At 37.0% G+C, this 22,490-nt stretch carries 22 protein-coding genes; all 22 read left to right on the top strand.

Annotated elements, in window-relative coordinates:
- Positions 1-309 precede the first annotated feature (309 nt).
- The 22 genes from DUT69_RS14735 to DUT69_RS14630 all read left to right on the top strand — a co-directional run bounded on the left by DUT69_RS14735 (position 310) and on the right by DUT69_RS14630 (position 22,485).
- A complete protein-coding gene (locus DUT69_RS14735; RefSeq protein WP_162796323.1) occupies positions 310-654 on the top strand; it encodes a hypothetical protein in 345 nt (114 codons plus the stop codon).
- Between the two features lie 520 nt (positions 655-1,174).
- Positions 1,175-1,588 (top strand): hypothetical protein, encoded by a 414-nt coding sequence (locus tag DUT69_RS14730; RefSeq protein WP_113654002.1) that lies wholly within the window; start codon positions 1,175-1,177, stop codon positions 1,586-1,588.
- Positions 1,589-2,108: 520 nt separating this feature from the next.
- Positions 2,109-2,336 carry a hypothetical protein gene (locus tag DUT69_RS19300; RefSeq protein ID WP_162796322.1) on the top strand — a complete coding sequence of 76 codons (228 nt, stop codon included), beginning with the start codon at positions 2,109-2,111 and terminating at the stop codon, positions 2,334-2,336.
- 84 nt (positions 2,337-2,420) lie between these two features.
- On the top strand, positions 2,421-2,855 hold the full coding sequence (locus DUT69_RS14720; RefSeq protein ID WP_113654000.1) for a hypothetical protein: 435 nt from the start codon (positions 2,421-2,423) through the stop codon (positions 2,853-2,855).
- A 129-nt stretch (positions 2,856-2,984) separates the two neighbouring features.
- Complete coding sequence (locus DUT69_RS14715) at positions 2,985-3,428, top strand: hypothetical protein (protein WP_113653999.1); 444 nt, start codon at positions 2,985-2,987, stop codon at positions 3,426-3,428.
- Positions 3,418-4,164: a glycosyltransferase family 2 protein gene (locus DUT69_RS14710; RefSeq protein ID WP_113653998.1), complete on the top strand. Its 747-nt coding sequence runs from the start codon at positions 3,418-3,420 to the stop codon at positions 4,162-4,164. The genes DUT69_RS14715 and DUT69_RS14710 overlap by 11 nt, the downstream gene beginning before the upstream one ends.
- 39 nt (positions 4,165-4,203) lie before the next feature.
- Entirely contained in the window at positions 4,204-5,349 is a 1,146-nt protein-coding gene (locus tag DUT69_RS14705) for an MraY family glycosyltransferase (protein ID WP_113653997.1), read from the top strand.
- Positions 5,350-5,415: 66 nt separating this feature from the next.
- Positions 5,416-6,411, top strand: a complete 996-nt coding sequence (gap, locus tag DUT69_RS14700) for a type I glyceraldehyde-3-phosphate dehydrogenase (protein WP_113653996.1) — start codon at positions 5,416-5,418, stop codon at positions 6,409-6,411.
- A complete protein-coding gene (locus DUT69_RS14695) occupies positions 6,404-6,835 on the top strand; it encodes a GNAT family N-acetyltransferase (RefSeq protein ID WP_113653995.1) in 432 nt (143 codons plus the stop codon). The genes gap and DUT69_RS14695 overlap by 8 nt, the downstream gene beginning before the upstream one ends.
- A 3-nt stretch (positions 6,836-6,838) precedes the next feature.
- Entirely contained in the window at positions 6,839-8,029 is a 1,191-nt protein-coding gene (locus DUT69_RS14690; RefSeq protein ID WP_113653994.1) for a phosphoglycerate kinase, read from the top strand.
- Positions 8,030-8,274: 245 nt separating this feature from the next.
- Entirely contained in the window at positions 8,275-9,189 is a 915-nt protein-coding gene (locus tag DUT69_RS14685) for a collagen-like domain-containing protein (RefSeq protein WP_240186738.1), read from the top strand.
- A gap of 350 nt (positions 9,190-9,539) precedes the next feature.
- Positions 9,540-10,010: a division/cell wall cluster transcriptional repressor MraZ gene (locus DUT69_RS14680; RefSeq protein ID WP_113653993.1), complete on the top strand. Its 471-nt coding sequence runs from the start codon at positions 9,540-9,542 to the stop codon at positions 10,008-10,010.
- Positions 10,000-10,905 carry a 16S rRNA (cytosine(1402)-N(4))-methyltransferase RsmH gene (gene rsmH, locus DUT69_RS14675; protein ID WP_113654199.1) on the top strand — a complete coding sequence of 302 codons (906 nt, stop codon included), beginning with the start codon at positions 10,000-10,002 and terminating at the stop codon, positions 10,903-10,905. Before DUT69_RS14680 ends, rsmH begins: the two co-directional genes overlap by 11 nt.
- Entirely contained in the window at positions 10,902-11,318 is a 417-nt protein-coding gene (locus tag DUT69_RS14670; RefSeq protein WP_113653992.1) for an FtsL-like putative cell division protein, read from the top strand. The genes rsmH and DUT69_RS14670 overlap by 4 nt, the downstream gene beginning before the upstream one ends.
- Entirely contained in the window at positions 11,308-13,410 is a 2,103-nt protein-coding gene (locus DUT69_RS14665; protein WP_113653991.1) for a penicillin-binding protein, read from the top strand. The genes DUT69_RS14670 and DUT69_RS14665 overlap by 11 nt, the downstream gene beginning before the upstream one ends.
- An 86-nt stretch (positions 13,411-13,496) precedes the next feature.
- Positions 13,497-14,954, top strand: a complete 1,458-nt coding sequence (locus tag DUT69_RS14660) for a UDP-N-acetylmuramoyl-L-alanyl-D-glutamate--2,6-diaminopimelate ligase (RefSeq protein WP_113654198.1) — start codon at positions 13,497-13,499, stop codon at positions 14,952-14,954.
- Positions 14,954-16,201 (top strand): phospho-N-acetylmuramoyl-pentapeptide-transferase, encoded by a 1,248-nt coding sequence (gene mraY / locus DUT69_RS14655; protein WP_113653990.1) that lies wholly within the window; start codon positions 14,954-14,956, stop codon positions 16,199-16,201. Before DUT69_RS14660 ends, mraY begins: the two co-directional genes overlap by 1 nt.
- Complete coding sequence (gene murD / locus DUT69_RS14650) at positions 16,201-17,544, top strand: UDP-N-acetylmuramoyl-L-alanine--D-glutamate ligase (protein WP_113653989.1); 1,344 nt, start codon at positions 16,201-16,203, stop codon at positions 17,542-17,544. Before mraY ends, murD begins: the two co-directional genes overlap by 1 nt.
- Before the next feature lie 128 nt (positions 17,545-17,672).
- A complete protein-coding gene (locus tag DUT69_RS14645) occupies positions 17,673-18,785 on the top strand; it encodes an FtsW/RodA/SpoVE family cell cycle protein (RefSeq protein WP_240186737.1) in 1,113 nt (370 codons plus the stop codon).
- A 110-nt stretch (positions 18,786-18,895) separates the two neighbouring features.
- Entirely contained in the window at positions 18,896-20,002 is a 1,107-nt protein-coding gene (gene murG, locus DUT69_RS14640; RefSeq protein WP_113653988.1) for an undecaprenyldiphospho-muramoylpentapeptide beta-N-acetylglucosaminyltransferase, read from the top strand.
- 76 nt (positions 20,003-20,078) lie between these two features.
- The gene (murC, locus tag DUT69_RS14635) at positions 20,079-21,431 is read left to right on the top strand and encodes a UDP-N-acetylmuramate--L-alanine ligase (RefSeq protein ID WP_113653987.1); all 1,353 of its coding nucleotides are present in this window, start codon (positions 20,079-20,081) and stop codon (positions 21,429-21,431) included.
- Positions 21,424-22,485, top strand: a complete 1,062-nt coding sequence (locus DUT69_RS14630) for a cell division protein FtsQ/DivIB (RefSeq protein ID WP_113653986.1) — start codon at positions 21,424-21,426, stop codon at positions 22,483-22,485. The genes murC and DUT69_RS14630 overlap by 8 nt, the downstream gene beginning before the upstream one ends.
- The last annotated feature ends 5 nt before the right edge of the window (positions 22,486-22,490 follow it).

Below are 22,490 nucleotides of genomic sequence, written 5' to 3'. Positions count from 1 at the left end.
TCGTAAACATTTAAACATATAGGATTTTAAAATTATAGCTAAAGATGCTTAAAAAAAGTATTTCAAGCAAATCAATTGATGTTAACCTTTAATTAAAAATTATCATTGTGCAATTTATTACGGATAATGCGAAAATTTTTTCTCAATTCGGGGTGGGCTTTTTAAGTAACTATTTCAATAAATGTGTAAATAGTTAACTGACTGTATTGTAGCTTGTTTTTGTTGTTTAAACAACTTTATGGAATAGGTTTTGACTAGTGCTACCTTTTAGATGATATGCGCAGTTGTAAATTTGTTATAATTATAGTTTTGGTTTTCTTTATAGGAAATATTGCTTCCGCGGCAGAAGGCTGTTTGTATGGAGGTCAAGTTTATCGAGATCAATTATTTACAGGCAGTTGGCAAAATTCTATTTCATCCAGTTGTCCTTCTAATGCTTCGAACTCTACGAATTATGCAAAGATAATCAACGAAATAAAACCTAAGCAGAGTTGTCGTTTAAGTTGGTCTTTGGATTATGGTGTTTTAGTTGAATATGATATTGCGAAGTGCCCAATCGACGATTATATTCCTCAGATGCTTTTGGGTGTTTCCGGATTTGGTTTTTTATTTATTAGAAGACGCTTGTCGGGTAAATCCGCAGTAAAATTTTAAGTGTTAAAACTTATTCTTTTAAAAGTGCGTTAATAAAGAACCATCTCAATTTAAAAAGACGCTTCATATTGTTATGAAACGTATTTGTCTTTTGTTATTAAGTTTGTTTATAGGCATTGGATTCGGTTACGCACAAACTGGATGTTTATCGTCAACAAATAATTTGTACAGAAATTATCAAAATCAACGATACGGCGTGCCGAACTACTATTTTAGGACACTTAACGACAGGGTTGAAGGCGCCTCATCCATTTATTGCTTGAGGCCATTAGGCGGTAGTAATTCTTGTTATATTACAAATACGACCGCCGGTTATGAGAGTATGAGTTCCTATGGGACTTTAGTTAGTTATGGACCACTGCCCTGCCCAATCGATGACTATACCCCCTTGATGATTTTAGGACTGGCGGGGTTGGGGGTTTTAACAATTAAAAAGAAGCACTTATTTTAAAGTGTTTTATAAATGTAGTTACATCTAAAAGTGTTAAACTAGGCTTTTGTTTTGTTTTTCGAAGTCTCAATGGATTTCGTTAAAACAAAATATTTTCGCTCTACTTTATTTGTTGCTTTAATTATTTTTCTATCATGTAATGCTTCTTTCGCAGATCTAGGCTGTAATATCGGAAGCGCCGTTTATGATGGGCCGGCGGGGACTTATCCGGTAGGAGGAGCACCAAATAATGAATTGTACAACGGAACTCGGCATCATATCGTAACACATTCAGGCGATCCCGTATGTGGTATAACATCTAACATGCATAATTTTACAGGGAAGCAGTGTGTAGTGGCAAAAAGTGGTGGTGGCTTCTATTACGGGAATGTTACTAGTTTTACTGAGCAAAATATAAACTGCCCAATCGACGATTATTCAGCGTTAATTTTAATAGCTATTGGTGGCTTATCTGTAAAAGCACTCCGCAAAAGAAATAGTTAGGAAAAAAACGTGCTTGCTAATTTATGGGGAATAATATCTCGTTTAGGGTATTTTTTCCCCGCTGAAAACCTATCATTTAATATCTCCTGGACAGAAAAAAGTTGATTATACGTGTTGAAACATCTAATACGGCTTTAATTTATCTATTTTAAATTATTTAAGATCATGGTACGGAAAATGAATGTTTAAACAATGCAGTTGATGTTGGGGCTGTCGGAAAGAGCAATTTTACAACCTAAGGGAATAGTTTGTTCATTTTGTTCAGTTTCTGATTTTTAATTAATATGTTTGAACACTCATTTGTTTTGTTGTGAATTTATACGTTTTTTTTAAGCTTTTAGCTTCAGCAATATTAGTCTTTTTCGTTTCCAGTGTTAATGGACAGGTCGTAGGTTGTCTTGTAAATAATAGAATATATGTAGTAAGGAATGGTATACAAAGCAATAGCAATCGACCAATTTTCTCATTAGATGGAACTTCTTATCCGTTAAATTATCAAGGGAATGCTAATGCAAACGCGATGCCGGGCTACATTAATTCAAATTGGATGTCTTTTAATTATACCGTAACATATGATGCACCATATGGATGTATTGTGGGCGCTAATACTGGAACACAGGTTACTTCTTATAAAGTAAATCCTGATATGAACGTCCCTATTGATGATCATATTTGGATTGTAATATTACTTACAACAGCCTTAACTGCCTTTTATCTTTCCAAAAGCAGATCAGTTATTGCATCCTAACTCAGAAAGATCAAATTTTGCCGTCTTCTTGAACAAACTGAATAACACCTCTATAGCGTAGCGCTGTTATTTTAGCGACAAACAATGGTTGTTGCTATGTGGCGTTTCAGATTTTCTTGTCTACTTTTTTTTGTATTTGCTATTTCCTATAGCTCCAAAGCGGGTTGTTTAATTTCTGGTAGCCAAATAGTTTATACACAGCCTGACAATAGCTCGCTTGGTGCATTGCTGTCTAATTTGTTAGGTTTCCCAGTTTACAGCAATTCAGTCACGGCCCCAGCTGTTTCAAGTTGTATCAATCTTACGCAAACGAAGTATCAAGCAGGTTCAACCAATTGCGGTGTTTGTCTACAAGGTTATAGTCAGGTATTAGGTTTAGCTTGCGCTAATAATAGTTTGGTACAAGGTAAAGTTGCTACTCCGGCAATGGTTGCTTGCCCAATCGACGATTACGCATGGCTTCTAGTTGTATCATCAGCTTCGATGCTATTCTTCAAAATTCGAAATCGAAAAGACTAATAATTTTAATTTTCGAACAAAATCCATTTCCTAACTCGAAAAAATATTTCCTCTGGCGATTTTTTTAAAATAATTCGCTCAATGTTTATTGTTTTTTATTAAGTTCAATAAACTGATAAATAAGTGCTTATGAAAAAGTTGCTATTTATCATCCCCGTTGTTAAATATTTATTTTCTAGTATTTTTTTGTTTGCCTACACAAGTGCATTTAGTGCTGATGGAGTAGACGGCTGCCATATTATTGCGGGTACTCAGAGTCGTAATTATCATACTCCTTTTACATTAGGTGCAGGTAGTCCTTCTGAATGGATATCTAACTCTTCCGGTGGGGGAGGTTACAATATTATCACTCCTACAAAATGTATTGAAGATGTAGGACCAAGTTGTACTGTTTATAAATATGGTACAAGTGCTAGTCCTACTACTGCCGATATTTTATATGTTGGCACATATGCTATTATGATTAACTGCCCAATCGATGATTATATTCCGCTATTAGCTATCTTTACTTTAAGTTTCGGTTTGTTTAAAATCCGCCGATCCAAGTTAAAGTTGCGCCTATATGAAGATTAGCCTAATCACGGTAGTGTATAATGGAGAGAGGTTTTTAGAAAGCTGTATAAATTCTGTAATTGCGCAAGATTATGCAGATTTAGAGTATATTTTAATTGATGGAGCTTCTACCGATAATAGTTTGGAGATTGCAAATAAGTATCGCGATAAAATTGATGTTCTGTTATCTGAAAAAGATAAAGGTATGTATGATGCATTAAATAAGGGAATTGCATTAGCTAAGGGCGAAATAATAGGAATATTAAACGCCGACGATATGCTGGCTACAAACGATGTGATTTCGACCATTGCAAAAACATTTTCATCAAGTCAAACAGATGGCGTTTATGGCGACTTAAATTACATCGACCCAAATAATACCAATAAGATTATTAGAAAATGGAAAGACAAACCTTATTCTCTTGGCGGTATAAAAAGAGGCTGGATGCCCGCTCATCCCACCTTGTATTTAAAAAGAAGCTTATTTGTAAAATATGGCAACTATTCGTTGAACTTTGGAACCGCGGCAGACTACGAGTTAATGTTACGCTTTTTATTTAAACACAAAATAAAGGCAGTTTACCTTAATAAGTTGATTGTAAAAATGCGTACTGGCGGAATGAGTAATGCTTCGCTAAAGCTCCGAAAACATGCTTTGGATAATGACTTAAAAGCAATCAGGGAAAATGGGATAAAACTTCCTTACCTAACTTTATTTCTTAAAAAAATAAGGAAAATACAGCAGTTTTTCCATTAAATTAATTAATTTAACTGATTGTAAAAATACATTCCTATAATGTTGTTGTTTTTTGTTGATCTGATAATCGGAAATCCTATTATTTATGTCGCTATTGCGATAGTGGCTTTTTCTATCTCCATTGCCGGTATTCCGTCTATCATTCAAACCGCGTTAAAATTCCGTCTTTTTGATACATCAGAAGGTTATCGAAAAAACCATCGTATTCAAGTTTCTAGTTTAGGGGGGGTGGCTATTTTCTGCAGTTTTACTATTGCTATATTGCTTTTTGCCACCACAGTTAATTATCAAAAAGCAAACTTCTTAATTACATCATGTATTATTTTGTTTGCCCTAGGCTTAAAAGACGATTTGTATGGCGTTAGCCCAAGAACTAAATTTATGTTGCAGATAACTGTGGCAACCATATTGGTTCTTTTAGGTAATTTCAGGCTTACCAGTTTTTATGGGGTGTTCTTTATTTGGGAAACTAATATGTTATGGGGGAGTCTTTTCTCAATGGCCGTTATAATTTTTGTTAATAATGCTTTTAACCTAATTGACGGTGTTGATGGTCTTGCTGGTACATTAGGTCTAATTTCTACCTTGGCATTTGGTGTTTTTTTCGCCATAGCTGATGCTTATGCCTATGCTTTTATTGCCTTTGCTATGTTTGGCGCAATAGCAGGTTTTTTAGTGTTTAATTATGCACCTGCTAAAATTTTTATGGGTGATACAGGTTCTTTAATCGTTGGCTTGGTTTGCGTAATTTTGGCCATAAAATTTATAGAGCTTAACAAACTGGGCGCTAAACCAGATCCAAACTTTTACTCGGCACCGGCAATTGCGGTTGCGGTAATGTTAGTGCCAATTTTCGACTCACTGAGAATTTTCTTTATCAGGATTATAAACAAAAAATCGCCCTTTGCTGGTGATAGAAATCATGTTCACCACCGTTTACAAAGCTTGGGGCTAAACGCCAATAAAATTGTAATTGTGTTGGCAAGTTTTAATATTGTAATGATAGGTCTTGCGCTTCTAATGCAAAACTGGGGCAATTTTGCGCTTATTTCCGTGTTAATAGCTATTTGTGTGCTATCGAACGCTTTATTAACTTACATGATCGGGAAGCGGAAAGACCCTGGCTATAAGCTATCGTATATTTTAACTAAAGATACTTTCGGCCCTAGTAAAGCTCAGGCCTAGGCTAACTGTTAATTAAAATATTGTGCCTTTTCAGTTTTGCTTTAAAGAATTTGGTATTTTTGTGGCATGAACATCGCAATAAACGGTTTTGGCAGAATCGGACGTACTTTTTTACGAAATGCTTTAAAGAGAAATCTGAATATTATTGCTATTAACGACATCACAGCGCCAAAAACGCTGGCGCATTTATTCAAATACGACTCGGTCCACGGTGTATTTAATGGTGTGGTGTCTCACGAAGAAAATGCACTGATTATTGATGGCAAAAGAATAACTGTTTATGCCGTTTCTAACCCCGCTGAATTGCCTTGGCAAGAGCTTAAAATAGATTTGGTTATAGAATCCACCGGTAAATTTACAAATACTGAAAAAGCAAGTTTGCATTTACAGGCCGGCGCCAAACAAGTTTTAATCTCTGCTCCTGCAACCGATTCGAAAATCCCTATGGTTGTAATAGGTGTAAACGATTCGCAAATAGATCTAACAGCACCGATTTTATCTAATGCGTCTTGCACAACAAATAACGTTGCACCAATGGTGAAAATTTTAGATGATAATTGGGGTGTGGAAGAGGGGTATATTACTACAGTACACTCGATGACAGGCGACCAAAATTTACATGATTCGCCGCATAACGACTTGCGTAGGGCCAGAGCTGCGTCGTCGTCTATAATCCCGACTACAACAGGTGCAGCAAAAGCAATTACACACATTTTCCCGCACTTAAACGACAGGTTGGGAGGAGCTGGAATTCGCGTACCGGTGTTAAATGGGTCTTTAACCGATTTTACCTGTCTGCTAAAAAAACCAACAACTATACAAGAGATAAATAAGGCGTTTAAAAAAGCATCTGAGTTTGAATTTGTTAATATTATCCAATACACAGAAGACCCAATAGTTTCTGTTGATGTAATTGATAACCCGCATTCTTGTATATTTGATGCACAACTAACATCCATAGTAGGCGATTTGGTTAAGGTAGTAGGCTGGTACGATAATGAATCTGGATATTCTAATCGACTGGTTGATTTGGTGGAAAAAATAACGCAAGCTAATGGTTAAGTTTATACCGTACGAGTTAACTTTGGGTTTGAGAAGCAAGATTTTAAGAAATGGCTTGCCCTTAAATGAATGTGTTTTCCCTACAGACCAAGTAGAAGGTGCTTTTCATTTGGCTGTGTATGTGGGCGATGAAATAGCATGTGTCGCTTCCTTTTTTCCGAAAAAATATAAAAAAGAGCAAGGCGAGGGATATCAATTGCGGGGTATGGCTACAGATACGGAGTTTGCTGGCAAGGGATATGGTAAATCCCTAGTTGAATTTGCGGTAACATACATTAAAAATACCAATGCTTCTTATATTTGGTGCAACGCTCGTAAATCGGCTTTGCCTTTTTATGAAAAATTAGGGTTCGAAACGGTGTCAAACGAATTCGAGATTGCTGGAATTGGGCCACATTATGAAATGATTTTAAATTTAAACTAAAATATGAATACGATAGACCAATTTAATTTTAAGGATAAAAAAGCTTTAATCAGGGTAGATTTTAATGTGCCGTTGGATAAAGATTTTAACATTACCGATGATAAAAGAATGCGTGCTGCATTGCCAACAATTAAAAAAATATTAGGCGATGGTGGCTCAGTGATATTAATGTCGCATTTGGGCAGGCCAAAAGGTGGTCCTGAAGATAAATATTCGTTAAAACATATTTTAGCTGACTTGTCTAGTTTGTTAGGTTTAGAGGTGAAATTTGCTAACGATTGTGTTGGGGAAGAAGCCGCGGCTAAAGCAGAGGCTTTAAATAATGGAGAAGTTTTATTGTTGGAGAATCTTCGTTTCCACCCAGAGGAAGAAAAAGGAGATAATGCTTTTGCCGAAAAACTATCAAAATTAGGTGATGTATATGTAAATGATGCTTTTGGTACGGCTCATCGTGCACATGCCTCTACAACCATTGTAGCGCAATTTTTCCCTACTGATAAATATTTCGGTTACTTAATGGCTGAAGAATTAAAAAATGCTGAAAAAGTTAATCATGGTGCAACTAAGCCTTTTACCGCAATTATGGGTGGTGCCAAAGTTTCAGATAAGATATTGCTAATCGAAAGCTTGTTAGATAAGGTAGACAATCTAATTATTGGTGGCGGTATGGCTTATACTTTTGCCAAAGCACAGGGTGGCGAAATTGGTACTTCTCTTTTAGAAGAAGATAGAATGGCGCTATGTTTAGAATTATTGGATAAAGCAAAAGCAAAAGGCGTAAACTTAATCCTTCCGGTTGATACCGTAATTGCGGATAAATTTGATAACGATGCGGCTAAAGATCAAGTAGACAGTGGTCATATTCCAGCTGATTGGATGGGATTGGATATCGGTACAAAAACAGTTGAATTGTTTTCGGAAACTATCAAAAATTCTAAAACCTTATTATGGAATGGCCCAATGGGTGTTTTTGAAATGGCAAATTTTGAGCAAGGAACTAAAGCTATTGCCGAAGCCGTTGTAGAAGCTACCAAAAATGGTGCATTCTCTTTAATTGGTGGTGGCGATTCTGCTGCGGCTATTGCTAAATTCGGCTTAGAAGATGAGGTAAGCTACGTGTCTACTGGCGGTGGTGCATTACTGGAATATATGGAAGGTAAAGAGTTGCCTGGCGTAAAAGCCATACAAGGATAATCGTTTTCGAGGTTATTAGATAACGATTTATTGCAATTAACAAAAAGGATAGTTCGAAAGACTATCCTTTTTTCGTTTTTGTAAATGTGTTAAACTCATCAGGAATAGCTGCTCGCTCGTTGCAATTGTCAGTTCGCTAATTTCAAAAGAATCTGTTGTTCGTTGTACTTAGTTTTAGTTTTAGAAACGATGGGGCAACTTGCTCGTGTTGTAACTGAAATCAAAGAGAACTAAAACTACAAACCATGAAAAACAAAAGAACTTTATTATTAGGTGTTGTGATAATGATTATGGCAACTATAGCTTTTTTAGGATGTAAGAAAGTAACGGGAGATCGGGGACCTCAGGGAGAACAAGGTATTGCTGGTCCGGCAGGTAGCACAATTCTGAACGGAGCTGGACAGCCTGCTTCTGCACTAGGGTCGATAGGCGATTTCTATCTTGATTTAACTACAAGCAACTTCTACGGGCCAAAAAAGGCAACGGGTTGGGGTGTGCCGTTTTCGATGAAAGGTGCTAATGGTGAAAACGGCGCTACAGGAGCAACTGGTGCAACGGGAGCAACTGGTGCCAATGGAATAAATGGAACTAATGGAGCTAATGGCGCAGCAGGTAGTAGGATTTTGAGTGGTACTGTTGTGCCGAGCTTCGAAATTGGTGCCGAGGGCGACTATTATTTGGATAAAACGACTTACAGTATGTACGGTCCGAAGACCACTACCGGTTGGGGGGTGGCATTATCGCTTAGGGGTACTGCAAATGTAATTTACTCTGGATGGATTAGGGCTGTGAATCCTAGAGATACTACCATTGACGCAACGTTAATGAGGATAGTAGATTTGAAAGCAACTTCATTAACTAGCGAGATTTTAGAACGGGGTGCCGTTCAAATTTATATGAAAATTGCGTCGATAAACCAACCTTTGCCGTACATTAGTAATGCAGGAGGCAAATTAAATACTATTTCGTTTTTGCCTAGGCTAAATCGCTTTATCATCACTAGGTTTACGGCTGATAATTCCAATAGCACGTCCTTACCTACTGCAATAGAATATCGTTACATTATCATTCCGGGCGGTGTTCCCTCTTTGGGTAATATCCCGCAGATTAATTTGAATGACTATAACGCTGTACAAAAATATTATAACATAGGAAATTAGTATAGTAGTAATAGTTGTTTTAAGCCTTGTCAATATTATTGGCAGGGCTTTTTTGTGTTTTTAAGTTGCTAATCTTTTAACGATTGAAAAATCTTCCCACTTTGTAACACTTTTAAGCGATTTTGAGTTTTTTTGAGCGAATGACACATTTTGTTTTCGTATTAGAATGCTAATTCCTATAATAAAACCAACCTGTTCAAATTTTCTATTTTTCTCAAATCCTCAAAATTTATATCGTTTTAGCGGTTTTTAATACTCCTTTTTGTGTTGAAAACTTTTTTGTGGTAAAATGTGGTAAAAAGTGGTAGAAGTATTTATTTTTACACTACATAAAAAGTGCTAAAACCGTAATGACTCAACTAATAGGAGAATTTGATTGTAAACTTGATGCGAAGGGACGCCTTATGGTGCCCGTTCTCCTTAAGAAACAATTAGTTGACGTTGAGCGGGAGGGTCTAGTTGTTAATCGCGGTTTTGAGAAAAATTTAGTGATTTACCCTAAAAAAGTTTGGGACGAAACAGTAGCAGAATTAGCAAAGTTGAATATGTTCGAGGCAAAAAACAGAGAATTCGTTCGTTCTTTCCAGCGTGGTGCTATGCCATTAACGCTAGATGCCGCCGGTCGTGTGCTTTTGCCGAAGTCGTTAGCTGAGTATGCGGGGATTTCTGGTGAGCTTGTTTTGGCTTGCCAATTGGATAAAATTGAGGTTTGGGATAAAAAATCTTACGATTCGCTTTTTGATGACGTTCCGGAGAATTTTGCTGCATTGGCGGAAGAAGTAATGGGTAGTAAAAATAGGAGGGATGAAGATGGAAAATAACTACCACGTTCCGGTAATGTTGCAAGAGTGTTTGGATGGTTTGGCTATTAACCCTTCTGGAGTTTACGTAGATGTAACTTTTGGTGGTGGTGGCCATTCTAGAGAGATATTAAAAAAATTAGGTAAAGACGGTGTTTTGATTGCTTTCGACCAAGATCCGGATGCGCAAAGAAATAAAATTGATGATCCTCGTTTCAAGTTCGTAGATCAGAATTTCGGTTTCCTTAAAAATAACCTTCGTTTATTAGGCTACAAACAAGTAGATGGCATTTTAGCAGATTTAGGTGTTTCATCTCATCAGTTTAACGAGCCAAGCAGAGGTTTTTCTACTCGTTTCGATGCTGATTTGGATATGAGAATGGATCAACAGCGTTCGTTAACCGCTGCGGTAATTCTTAATACTTATGATGAAGATAAGTTGCATAAAATCTTCGGTATCTATGGAGAGGTTAAAAATGCAAAATCATTAGCCAGAACAATTGTAACGGCCAGAATTAGTCAGCCAATAACTACACTAGAAGGGTTTAAAGCAGTTATCGCTTCGCATATCCCGAAAGGAAAAGAAAATAAATACATGGCGCAGGTTTTCCAAGCACTACGTATCGAGGTTAATGCGGAAATAGATGTGTTAGAGAGTTTTTTGGAACAGACGGCATCAGTGATAAAACCGGGTGGCAGATTGGTGGTGATGTCTTATCATTCTTTAGAAGATAGGCCGGTTAAGAGTTTTATTGCAAAAGGCAAATTTAGGGGCGAGGTTGAGAAAGATTTTTTTGGTAACGAACAAAAGCCTTTTAAAGTCATTACAAGAAAAGCTGTAATAGCGAGCGATGAGGAGCTAGCGGTTAATAGCCGAGCTAGAAGTGCAAAATTAAGAATTGGAGAAAAGTTATGAATAACCAATTCAGAAAAAAGTTAGAAGAGCAGGAAGAGGAAGAACAACCACGGGTAGAAGAGGAGGTTCAAGAGCCTGTAAGAGATAGTAAAACAATTGCCTTTTTAAGGAAATTTTTTACAGAAGGAGTAATTACTAAAGAGTCGGCAACGGATATGCTGCCGTTTTTGATTTTTGTTTGTGTGTTGGTGATGATTTACATCGCAAATAGCCACATGGCAATTTCAAATATTAGAAAAATTAGTACGCTAAATAAAGAAGTAAAAGAATTGAGCTGGGAATATAAATCGCTGAAAGCTGATTTAATGTTTAAAAGCAAATTAACGGAAGTAGCAAAAAAAGTTGATACGCTAGGTATAAAAGAATTAATAGAACCACCGAAAAAGATAATTATAAAAAGCAATGAACATTAGAGCAAACATATTATTGCGTGTGTACTTGGCCTTTGGGTTAATAGTACTCTTCGCCCTTGCTGTACTGTTGAAGTTGGGTCAGGTGCAGTTTGTGCAAGGCGAAAAATGGAAAGCTATGGCTGATAGCCTTTCTACCAAAGAGTTTGAAATTGAAGCTGCTCGTGGAAATATCTATTCTAACGATGGTAGTTTGCTGGCAACTTCTATTCCTGAGTACGAATTGCGTATGGATATGTTTGCTGGTGGAATTCAGGAAGACAAAGTTTTTAATCCCAAAGTAGATTCGTTGGCTATGAAGCTGGCTGGCTTTTTTGGAGATAAATCTGCTAAAGAATATTCAAGGTTTTTACGCAAAGCGAGACAAGATAGTGCTCGTTATGTATTAATAAAACGTAAAGTTTCGTATCAGCAACTTAAAGTAGTTAGAACTTTTCCTTTATATAATATAGGTAAGCATACGGGTGGTTTAATGGTTATCCAAAAAAACAAACGCATTATGCCATTTAAAGATTTGGCCGCCAGGACTATTGGTTACAAAAATGAGAATGTTGCAAATGGGGTAGGTTTAGAGGGTGCTTACGGTAATTACATCAATGGAGAAAGTGGTAGGCAAATGATGCAAAGGATTAGCGGAGGAACCTGGGTGCCTGTTAATAGGGATGCAGAAGTGGCGCCAAAAGACGGAGCGGATATTATTTCTACCATCGATATTAACATGCAGGATTTAACCCAAAATGCATTAAAAGAGGGTTTAATTACTGCTAATGCACACCACGGAACTGCAATTTTAATGGAGGTTGCTACCGGAGAGGTTAGAGCTGTTGCTAATTATACGCAAATGGCCGAAGGCGTTTACAAAGAGTCTTTCAACTATGCAATTGCTGGTAATCAAGATCCGGGTTCTACTTTTAAATTGGCGTCTTACATGGCTTTGTTAGAAGATGGTCTTGTAGATACCAATACAATGGTTAGAACGGGCTGGTATCAAATTCCAGGAAAGAGAATTACAGATTCTCACCCTAAAGATGAAATGGTAACCGTTAAACGAGCGTTCGAAGAATCATCAAACGCTGCAATCGCGAAGCTAATAAACGACAATTACAGTGGTGATCCGATGAAATTTACTGATCATTTGTATGAGTGGGGCTTCAATAAAAAAATGGAACTTCAAATTCCAGGTGAGGCACAACCAGTTGTTAAAAATATCAAAGCGAATAAAAGCTGGAATAAAAATATGACTTTGCCACAAATGGCTTATGGTTATGAAATGAATTTGACGCCTTTAAAAATGCTTTCGTTTTATAATGCAGTTGCAAATGATGGAAGATATGTTGCGCCGATTTTTGTAAAAGAAATTAGAAGGTTGGGTAATCCGATAGAGCAATTTAAAGCAAGAGTGATAGACGATAAAATCTGCTCTGACAAAACCTTAAGCAAAGTAAAAGCGATGTTAGAAGGAGTGGTTACCAATGGTAGCGGTAAGCAAAATGTATTTAATCCTTTATATAAAATTGCTGGTAAAACGGGTACAGCTCAGGTAGCTAATGATAATTTAGGTTATAAACTTAACAAGAAATATCAGGCATCATTTGTAGGTTATTTTCCGGCCGATAAACCTAAGTACTCTTTAATCGTTGTGATCAATGATCCGAAAAACGGCTATTACGGATCAACAATTTCTGGTCCGGTTTTTAGAAAAATTGCCGATCGCATCTATGCTGGAGATGTACAGATGATTAACAATGTACAGCAGAATTTAGTTGGTAACACAACGGCTCCAGACGCAAAAGCCGGACAGAGCAAAGCGGTGAAAAAAGTATATAATGCTTTTGGTATTAAGGCGCTTTATGCAGCTAAATCAGATTATTTTAACACAGTTGATACAAGCAATGGTATAGCATACCAAGAAAATACACCTGTTAAAGGTATTATGCCGAATGTAAATGGCATGGGCCTAAAAGATGCTATGTATTTGCTAGGTAACGCCGGGTTAAAAACAAAGGTTAGAGGAAGCGGTAAGGTGATAGGGCAATCCATTGCTGCAGGTACCAAGGTTGGCAAAGGTTTGTTAGTACAATTAGAATTACAATAAAAATAGAAGGGTAGAATTACTGAGTGAGGAGTTAGTGGATTAGCTATTCGATCATTCAAAATTTAGTCATTCAAAAATAAATGAGTATGCAACTGCAAGATTTACTTTACGGCGTAGCAATTAAGAGTTTGGTGGGTAAGCCAGATGCTGAAGTGAATGCTTTAGCTTTTGATTCTCGTCAGGTAAAAAGCGGTACGTTATTTTTTGCAGTGGTAGGCACGGTAACAGATGGCCATCAATACATTTTGCAAACTATTGAGGCTGGCGCTAATGTTATTGTTTGCGAGCAAATGCCTGCCGAAATAAATGAAAACGTTACTTACGTAGAGGTAGATAATTCTTCTGTAGCACTAGGTATAGTAGCTAGTAATTTTTACGGAAATCCATCGAACAAAATTAATTTGGTTGGCGTTACCGGTACAAATGGTAAAACTACTATTGCTACCTTGTTATTTCAGTTGTTTCGTGGCTTAGGTTATAATGTAGGTTTAATCTCTACGGTACAAAATCAAATTAATGAAGAGGTAATTCCAGCAACGCATACAACGCCGAATCCAATTGCATTAAATGCTTTGTTAAAAAACATGGTTGATGCTGGTTGCGAATACGCATTTATGGAGGTTAGTTCTCATGCCGTTGTTCAACATCGCATTGCCGGGTTAACCTTTGTAGGTGGCATATTCTCTAACATCACGCACGATCATTTAGATTTTCATAAAACATTTGATAGCTATTTAAAAGCGAAAAAAGAATTCTTCGACAACTTGCCCAAAAATGCATTTGCATTAACCAATGCTGATGATAAGAATGGTATGGTAATGTTGCAGAATACCAAAGCAAACAAAAAAACCTATGCTTTAAAACAGATGGCCGATTTTAAGGCAAAGATTATCGAAAACAAGTTTAGTGGCTTAAACTTAAATATCGATGATATGGATGTTTTCTTCAAAATGGTAGGTTCTTTTAATGCTTATAACCTTTTAGCTGCCTATGGAACTGCTATTTTGCTGCAACAAGACAAGCTACAAACCTTAACCATTTTAAGCAGTTTGGCAGGTGCCGAAGGCAGATTCGATTATATGGTTTCTAAAGAAGGCGTAATTGGGATTGTGGATTATGCGCATACGCCAGATGCAGTTCAAAATGTATTAAGTACGGTTGCAAACATTAGAAAAGGTACCGAACAAGTTATTACCGTAATTGGTTGTGGTGGCGATAGAGATAAGACTAAACGTCCAATTATGGCACAAGTTGCTTGCGATTGGAGCGATAAAGTGATCTTAACTTCTGATAATCCAAGAACAGAGGAACCACAAACTATCATTACAGAAATGGAACAAGGAGTTTCCCCTACCAATAGGCGTAAAACCCTAAGTATTCTAGACAGAAAAGAAGCTATAAAAACGGCTTGCCACATTGCACAACCTGGCGACATTATTTTGGTTGCTGGTAAAGGACATGAAAAATATCAAGAAATTAATGGTGTAAGGCATCATTTTGATGATAAAGAAGTATTAACCGAACAATTAAACGCTATCAGCTAATGTTATATTTATTATTCGAATATCTGCACAAACATTATGATTTTCCTGGATTAAGGTTATTCCAATACCTAACGTTCAGAGCGTCTTTGTCTATCGTATTATCGTTAATTATTACAACTGTTTACGGTCGTAGAATTATAGATTATTTGCACCGCAAACAAGTTGGCGAAACGGTTAGGAATTTAGGTTTAGAAGGACAAATGCAAAAACAAGGTACGCCAACTATGGGTGGTATCATGATTTTGTTAGGTATTTTAATCCCTACCTTGTTATTTGCGAACATCACTAACGTTTACGTTATTCTAATGATCGTAACTACGGTTTGGATGGGTACAGTAGGTTTTTTAGACGACTACATTAAAGTATTCAGAAAAAACAAGGAAGGTTTAGCAGGTAGGTTTAAAGTTGTTGGTCAGGTTGGTTTGGCTATAATTGTGGGTTTAACTATGTTTTACCATCCAAATATTGTGGTTAGGCAAACAGTTGATGAGTCTGCTAAAACAACCCATGCAGCACCAATGGTGCTTAGGCAAAAAGGCGAAACTTTTTACTATACACAAGATGTAAAATCTACCAAAACCAATGTACCGTTTTACAAAAACAACGAATTTGATTACGCCAAAGTTCTTAAGTTTTTAGGCGATGGTTATGAAAAATATGCTGTAGTAGTTTTTATGTTTTTCGTAATTACCATTGTTACTGCGGTTTCAAACGGTGCAAATTTAACCGATGGGATTGATGGCCTGGCAACGGGAACGTCTGCTGTAATTGGGCTTACGCTAGGTATTCTAGCCTACATTTCTGGTAACACCGTTATGGCCGATTACCTTAACATCATGTACATTCCTAACTCTGGAGAGTTATTGATTTTTGCTGGAGCTTTTGTTGGGGCTTGCGTAGGTTTCCTTTGGTACAATTCTTACCCGGCGCAAATTTTTATGGGCGATACCGGAAGTTTAACTATTGGTGGTATCATCGCGGTTTTCGCCATCATGATTCGTAAAGAACTATTAATCCCGATTCTATGTGGTGTTTTCCTGGTAGAAGTTTTATCGGTTACGTTACAGGTAAGTTATTTTAAATACACTAAAAAACGTTTTGGCGAGGGTAGAAGAATTTTCTTAATGTCGCCGTTACACCATCATTATCAGAAAAAAGGATATCACGAAGCTAAAATCGTTACACGTTTTTGGATTATCGGTATCATGTTGGCAATTATCACTTTAGTTACGTTAAAATTGAGATAATGGAAAACAAAAGGGTAGTAATTCTTGGTGCGGGAGAAAGTGGGGTTGGTGCAGCTAAGTTGGCGCAAAAACAAGGTTTTGATGTTTTTGTATCTGATTTTGGCGGTATTGCTGATCGCTATAAAATCGCCCTGCAAGAATTAAATATCGCTTTTGAAGAAAAACAACATACCGAAGCACTGATTTTAAATGCTACGGAAGTTATAAAGAGCCCAGGCATACCAAGTACGGCGCCAATTGTAAAAGCCTTAAAGCAAAATGCTATTCCTGTTATTTCAGAAATAGAATTCGCAAAGCGATATACAAATGCAAAGACGATCTGCATAACTGGTTCTAATGGTAAGTCGACAACTACCATGCTAACCTACCATATTTTGCAAAATGCTGGGTTAAATGTTGGTTTAGCGGGTAACATTGGTCAGAGCTTTGCAGCTCAGGTGGCCGACAAAAATTTTGATTGGTACGTATTAGAGATTTCGAGCTTTATGCTTGATGATATGTTTGATTTTAGAGCTGATATTGCTGTTCTTTTAAACATTACGCCAGATCATTTGGACAGGTACGATTATAAGATGGAAAACTATGCAGCTTCGAAAATGCGCATCGTTCAAAATCAAACTAAAAATGATGTTTTCATCTTCTGTGCAGACGATGAGGAGACGCAGAACACCATTCCTAAAATAACAATAAACGCAATACAATATCCATTTTCAATCCAAAGAAAGGTAGAGAGTGGCGCATATCTACAAGACAATACCTTACACATCAACACACCACTAAAACAAGAATTTACCATGTCAATTTCTGAGTTAGCTTTGCAAGGCAAGCACAACATTTACAACTCTATGGCTTCGGGCATAGTAGCTAAAGTATTAGAGTTACGTAATGAAACCATTCGCGAGAGCATGGGTAACTTTAAGAATATTGAACATCGTTTGGAGTTCGTAGCCAAAATATCTGATGTAACCTACATTAACGATTCTAAAGCAACCAACGTAAACTCTACCTGGTATGCATTAGAAAGTGTGGGTACAGATGTGGTTTTAATTTTAGGTGGTGTAGATAAAGGTAACGATTACGGTATGCTTAAAGACTTGGTGCGTAGTAAGGTAAAGGCTATCGTTTGTTTAGGTAAAGATAACAAGCGTATTCACGAAGCTTTTGAAGATGATGTGGAAATTATTGTAAATACTTTTTCTGCCGAGGAAGCAGTACAAGTAGCTTATCATATTGCTAAAAAAGGTAATACGGTGTTGCTGTCACCTGCTTGTGCAAGTTTCGATTTATTTAAAAATTACGAAGACAGAGGCAACCAATTTAAAGCTGCCGTTAAAGAATTATAGATATGTATACTAGCAATGCACATATAGATCAAGACGATCAAGAGCAAACATCTGCTGGAAACAAATTCAGTATAGATAAGTTATTGGCACGTACTAAAGGAGATCGATGGATTTGGCTGATTATCATCATGCTTTCTCTGATCTCGATTATGGCAGTTTATAGCGCAACTGGCGCAATCGCCTATAAAAAGAATATGACAGTAGAGAAGTTTGTGTTTGTTAAACACATCATCTTTGTACTGTTGGGTATTTTCATGATCTATATTTCGCACCTGCTCGATTATAAATACTATGCCGGTATCTCAAAAATATTGATGATTATAACCTTGCCACTGCTACTATACACCTTGGCTTTTGGTACTAATTTAAACGGTGCAGCACGTTGGGTGCAGGTGCCCGTTATCGGATTAACTTTTCAAACATCAGATTTGGCAAAACTTGCACTTATTACATTTCTAGCAAGAATGTTAACCAAAAAGCAGGAAAATATTAAAGATGTAAAAAATGCATTTGTACCAATTATGGGATCGGTTTGTGTGGTTTTTATTTTAATCGCGTTAGCAAACTTATCTACAGCTTTAATGCTTTTTGGGGTTAGTATTTTGCTGTTGATCATTGGTCGTATTAGTATTAAGCAAATAGCAATTGTTTGCGTAGGAGGTGTAGTACTGTTAATGTTTGTGGTCTTCTTAGGTCCGCGTAGAGAAACCTATAAATCTCGTATCAACTCATTTTTACACCCAGAATTACAACATTCTGATAAGACATTCCAGTCAGACCACTCAAAAATTGCATTGGCAACTGGAGGCGCATTTGGCAAGGGCCCAGGTAATAGCACCGAGCGTAACTTTTTACCGCACCCATATTCTGATTTTATTTTTGCCATTATTATCGAAGAATATGGAACAATAGGAGGTTTAGCTGTTATGGTGTTATACCTGGTTCTGCTATATCGATGTGTACGGATTGTTACTCGAAGTCCGAAAGCATTTGGAGCTTTGCTTGCTGCTGGGTTAAGTTTTAGTTTAACCATTCAGGCGTTTGCAAATATGGCTGTAGCCGTTGGTCTCGGTCCTGTAACAGGGGTGCCGTTGCCGTTGGTTAGTATGGGCGGTACATCTATGATTTTTACCAGTATCGCCTTCGGTATTATTTTAAGCGTAAGCCGAGACGTAGAAGAGTATAGCGAGAAAAAAGATAAAGAAAAAGTTATTGTTGGTACTATACCGGCGATGGGGTAAAAAAACTGAAATACCAAAGTTGAACTAATAAAGGATAAAAAAAAGAAAGTAAAAAATTGTAGAAAGCTAAGCTTTAAGCTTTGGTCTTTCTGCTTTAAGCTTAAAAAACAATGAATAATTTCCCAAAAATTATCATATCTGGTGGTGGCACAGGCGGGCATATATTTCCCGCCGTTGCTATTGCCAATGCACTAAAAAGTATTTCGCCAAACTGCGAGATTCTGTTTGTGGGTGCTATTGGCAGAATGGAGATGGAGAAAGTTCCCGCTGCAGGATATAAAATTGAGGGTTTAAATATAAGTGGAATTCAGCGTGGCTCTATTTTAAAAAATTTAGGCCTGCCGTTTAAAGTGCTTTCGAGTGTACGCAAAGCAATGAAGTTGATCGATGAGTTTAAGCCAGATGCGGTAGTTGGCGTTGGTGGTTACGCCTCTGGTCCGTTATTGTATGCCGCAAAACTGAAGGGAATTCCATATTTGATCCAAGAGCAAAACTCTTATGCCGGCATTACCAACAAAATGCTAGGCAAAGGTGCTGCTAAAATATGTGTTGCATTCGAAGGGATGGAGCAATTCTTTCCGGCAGATAAAATAACGCTTACCGGAAATCCGGTTCGCGAAAATATAGTAGATATTAAAGGAAAACATCACGCAGGTGCGGAGTTGTTGAAATTAGATCCATTAAAGAAAATAATTTTGGTTACTGGCGGAAGTTTAGGCGCCGGTACTTTAAATAAAAGTATAGAAAAACATTTGCCAGAAATTATTGCCGCCGATGTGCAAGTTGTTTGGCAAACGGGTAAATATTATTATAACAGCATAGTAGAACGATTAACGCTAAATTACCATCCAAACGTGGTTATTTTAGAGTTTTTAAATAAAATGGATTTAGCTTACGCGGCAGCGGATTTGGTGATTTCGAGAGCGGGAGCAGGAACTATAGCTGAACTTTGCTTGGTTCAAAAACCGGTAATTTTGGTGCCTTCTCCAAATGTTGCAGAAGATCATCAGACAAAGAATGCTTTAGCATTGGTTAAAAACGACGCAGCTGTTTTAATTGCAGATCGCTCTGCAGAAGATACGCTCGTTGCCGAAGCATTAAAATTATTGAAAAACAAGGAACGTTGCGAAGTTCTGAGTGAGAATATTGGTAAAATGGCTTACCGAGATGCAGACACCGTTATAGCGGATGAAGTGTTGAAATTAGTCGATAAGTAATAAGACATTAGATAGGGGATATGAATTTGGGCACTGCGTCTCAAATCTCTGTTCTCACATCTCAAATCAAATAAAAATGGAATTAAGTAAAATAAACAGAGTGTATTTCGTTGGTATCGGTGGTATCGGTATGAGTGCGCTTGCACGTTATTTTGCTAAACGTGGTGTTGTGGTTTGTGGTTATGATAAAACACACACCGATTTAACTACTACACTAGAAAGCGAAGGGATTCTGATTTCATATATTGACGATGAAGCATCTTTGCCAATTGCTTTTCAGGAAAACTATCCAGATACTTTAGTTGTTTTTACACCAGCAATTCCTAAAGATTCGAAACTGTTAAATTATTTTAAGAACAATGGTTTTACGTTGCACAAGCGTTCTGAAGTTTTAGGGATTATTAGCAAAGGAATGTTTTGTATAGCTGTTGCGGGCACACATGGTAAAACCACTACTTCATCAATGATCGCTCACCTTCTTACCGATACAGGCTTCGGTTGCACAGCTTTTTTGGGTGGCATTACCACAAATTATGATAGCAATGTGCTTTTCGGAAAAAACGACGTGGTTGTTGTAGAAGCCGATGAATATGATAGGTCTTTCTTAACCCTGCATCCAGATGTAGCGGTAATTACTTCTATGGATGCCGATCATTTGGATATATATGGAGACGAGAGCCATTTGCAAGAATCTTTTCACCTTTTTGCAGACCAGTTAAAAGAAGGCGGAAAGCTATTCGTTAAAGATAACCTGCCACTAAACGGTATCACTTACAGTGCGATGAATGAATCTGCGCTTAAAGCATCAAATATTCGCGTAGCTGACGGCAACTTTGTATTCGATTTTACCGATGGGTATACTACTATAAAATATTTAAGCTTAGCTATGCCGGGTAAGCATAATGTCGAAAATTCTGTTGCTGCAATTGGTGTTGCTTTAAGTTTAGGCATTAGCCCGAAAAGCATTAAAAAAGCTGTGGCATCTTTTAAAGGTGTAAAAAGAAGATTTGAAACCATTGTAAAAACTTCAAATCATATTTATATAGATGATTATGCACATCATCCTGAGGAACTTAGGGCTTGTTTTGATGCAGTTAGGCAATTGTATCCTGATAAGAAATTAACTGTTTTGTTTCAGCCACATTTGTTTACACGCACTAGAGATTTTGCCGATGAATTTGCAAAAGTTTTAAGCACAGCTGATGAAATTTTACTGTTGGAAATTTATCCGGCTAGAGAATTGCCATTAGAAGGGATTAATTCGCAATTTTTATTAGAAAAAATTACTAATGATAACAAAGAATTATGTGGAAAAGATTCGGTAGTGGAGCGCATAAAGAATAAAAATCCTGAATTACTTTTGACTGTTGGTGCAGGCGATATTGATACATTAATTCAACCATTAAAAAATACCTTAACAAATGCTTAAGAGCGTAAATTGGAAAGCGATATTTAAAGGGTTTGCATGGCTATTTTGCCTTGCGGGAATTGTTGTGCTTATGAGTTTCATCAGCGTAAAGAAAAAAGAAGTTAAGGTTACTAAAGTTGAAATTTTAATTCCGGGTGCCGATAATTTTATTGAACGTGATGAAATTGATGCGATTTTAAAGGAAGGTGAAGGTCAGCTAATTGGTCGTAGCCTGGCTAACATTAACACGCATCAAATAGAAAATACCATAAAATCCAATCCTTACATTGCTTTTGTAAAGGTTTATGCAGATATGGATGGTGTTATTAGTATAGAGATTAAGCAACGCCAACCTGTATTACGAATCTTAAATGCTGGCGGACAAGATTATTATGTGGATAGTAAAGGGTTAAAAATGCCAATGTCGCCAAATTTTACAGCTAATGTTTTAGTGGCAACAGGAAATATTTTAGAAGGTTTTAGCGGCAGGGTAGATACTTTGCTTACGCCTTTGGCAAAAGATTTGTACAAGACTGCGCTTTACGCAAAACAAGATACACTTTGGGATGCACAGTTTGAGCAAATTTATGTAAACGATAAAAAAGATATTGAACTGGTTCCAAGGGTAGGTAACCAACGTATTATTTTAGGCAATGCCGATTTTATAGAAACAAAGTTGAGCAACTTGCTGGCATTTTATAAACAAGCAATGCCGATGGTGGGATGGAATGCTTATCGCACCATTAACCTAAAATACGTAAACCAAATAGTAGCAGAAAAGACCGATTCTACATTGGTTAAAAAAACATCCAAGCCTACTTTCGTTTTTGATAGCACGGCAGTTGTTAAAAAGTCTGTAGATTCTACTATTAAAAGCGTAATTGCTGATGAAATTAGAAAGGCAACTACAGAAGCTGCAAACGTTAAACCGGTAGTTCCGAAAGATAAGCCGAAACAACAAGCAAAACCTGCTACGGAAAAAACCAAAGTAGAAAAAAGTACTACACAAGCTAAAGAAAAGGTTAAGCCTGTAAGTACAACCAAAGAAAAGACAGATACTAAGAAAAACAAATAAAGAAA

The organism is Pedobacter namyangjuensis, from assembly GCF_003313325.1.
Classification (GTDB): Bacteria; Bacteroidota; Bacteroidia; order Sphingobacteriales; family Sphingobacteriaceae; genus Pedobacter; species Pedobacter namyangjuensis.
Note: the sequence above shows the minus strand (reverse complement) of the source record. Positions and strands in the feature narration are given on the sequence as shown.

Coding starts and splice junctions, on each gene's coding strand:
- DUT69_RS14730 (WP_113654002.1), top strand. CDS start 1,175: ATGGATTTCGTTAAAACAAAATATTTTCGCTCTACTTTATTTGTTGCT.
- DUT69_RS19300 (WP_162796322.1), top strand. CDS start 2,109: ATGCCGGGCTACATTAATTCAAATTGGATGTCTTTTAATTATACCGTA.
- DUT69_RS14720 (WP_113654000.1), top strand. CDS start 2,421: ATGGTTGTTGCTATGTGGCGTTTCAGATTTTCTTGTCTACTTTTTTTT.
- DUT69_RS14715 (WP_113653999.1), top strand. CDS start 2,985: ATGAAAAAGTTGCTATTTATCATCCCCGTTGTTAAATATTTATTTTCT.
- DUT69_RS14710 (WP_113653998.1), top strand. CDS start 3,418: ATGAAGATTAGCCTAATCACGGTAGTGTATAATGGAGAGAGGTTTTTA.
- DUT69_RS14705 (WP_113653997.1), top strand. CDS start 4,204: ATGTTGTTGTTTTTTGTTGATCTGATAATCGGAAATCCTATTATTTAT.
- gap (WP_113653996.1), top strand. CDS start 5,416: ATGAACATCGCAATAAACGGTTTTGGCAGAATCGGACGTACTTTTTTA.
- DUT69_RS14695 (WP_113653995.1), top strand. CDS start 6,404: ATGGTTAAGTTTATACCGTACGAGTTAACTTTGGGTTTGAGAAGCAAG.
- DUT69_RS14690 (WP_113653994.1), top strand. CDS start 6,839: ATGAATACGATAGACCAATTTAATTTTAAGGATAAAAAAGCTTTAATC.
- DUT69_RS14685 (WP_240186738.1), top strand. CDS start 8,275: ATGAAAAACAAAAGAACTTTATTATTAGGTGTTGTGATAATGATTATG.
- DUT69_RS14680 (WP_113653993.1), top strand. CDS start 9,540: ATGACTCAACTAATAGGAGAATTTGATTGTAAACTTGATGCGAAGGGA.
- rsmH (WP_113654199.1), top strand. CDS start 10,000: ATGGAAAATAACTACCACGTTCCGGTAATGTTGCAAGAGTGTTTGGAT.
- DUT69_RS14670 (WP_113653992.1), top strand. CDS start 10,902: ATGAATAACCAATTCAGAAAAAAGTTAGAAGAGCAGGAAGAGGAAGAA.
- DUT69_RS14665 (WP_113653991.1), top strand. CDS start 11,308: ATGAACATTAGAGCAAACATATTATTGCGTGTGTACTTGGCCTTTGGG.
- DUT69_RS14660 (WP_113654198.1), top strand. CDS start 13,497: ATGCAACTGCAAGATTTACTTTACGGCGTAGCAATTAAGAGTTTGGTG.
- mraY (WP_113653990.1), top strand. CDS start 14,954: ATGTTATATTTATTATTCGAATATCTGCACAAACATTATGATTTTCCT.
- murD (WP_113653989.1), top strand. CDS start 16,201: ATGGAAAACAAAAGGGTAGTAATTCTTGGTGCGGGAGAAAGTGGGGTT.
- DUT69_RS14645 (WP_240186737.1), top strand. CDS start 17,673: ATGCTTTCTCTGATCTCGATTATGGCAGTTTATAGCGCAACTGGCGCA.
- murG (WP_113653988.1), top strand. CDS start 18,896: ATGAATAATTTCCCAAAAATTATCATATCTGGTGGTGGCACAGGCGGG.
- murC (WP_113653987.1), top strand. CDS start 20,079: ATGGAATTAAGTAAAATAAACAGAGTGTATTTCGTTGGTATCGGTGGT.
- DUT69_RS14630 (WP_113653986.1), top strand. CDS start 21,424: ATGCTTAAGAGCGTAAATTGGAAAGCGATATTTAAAGGGTTTGCATGG.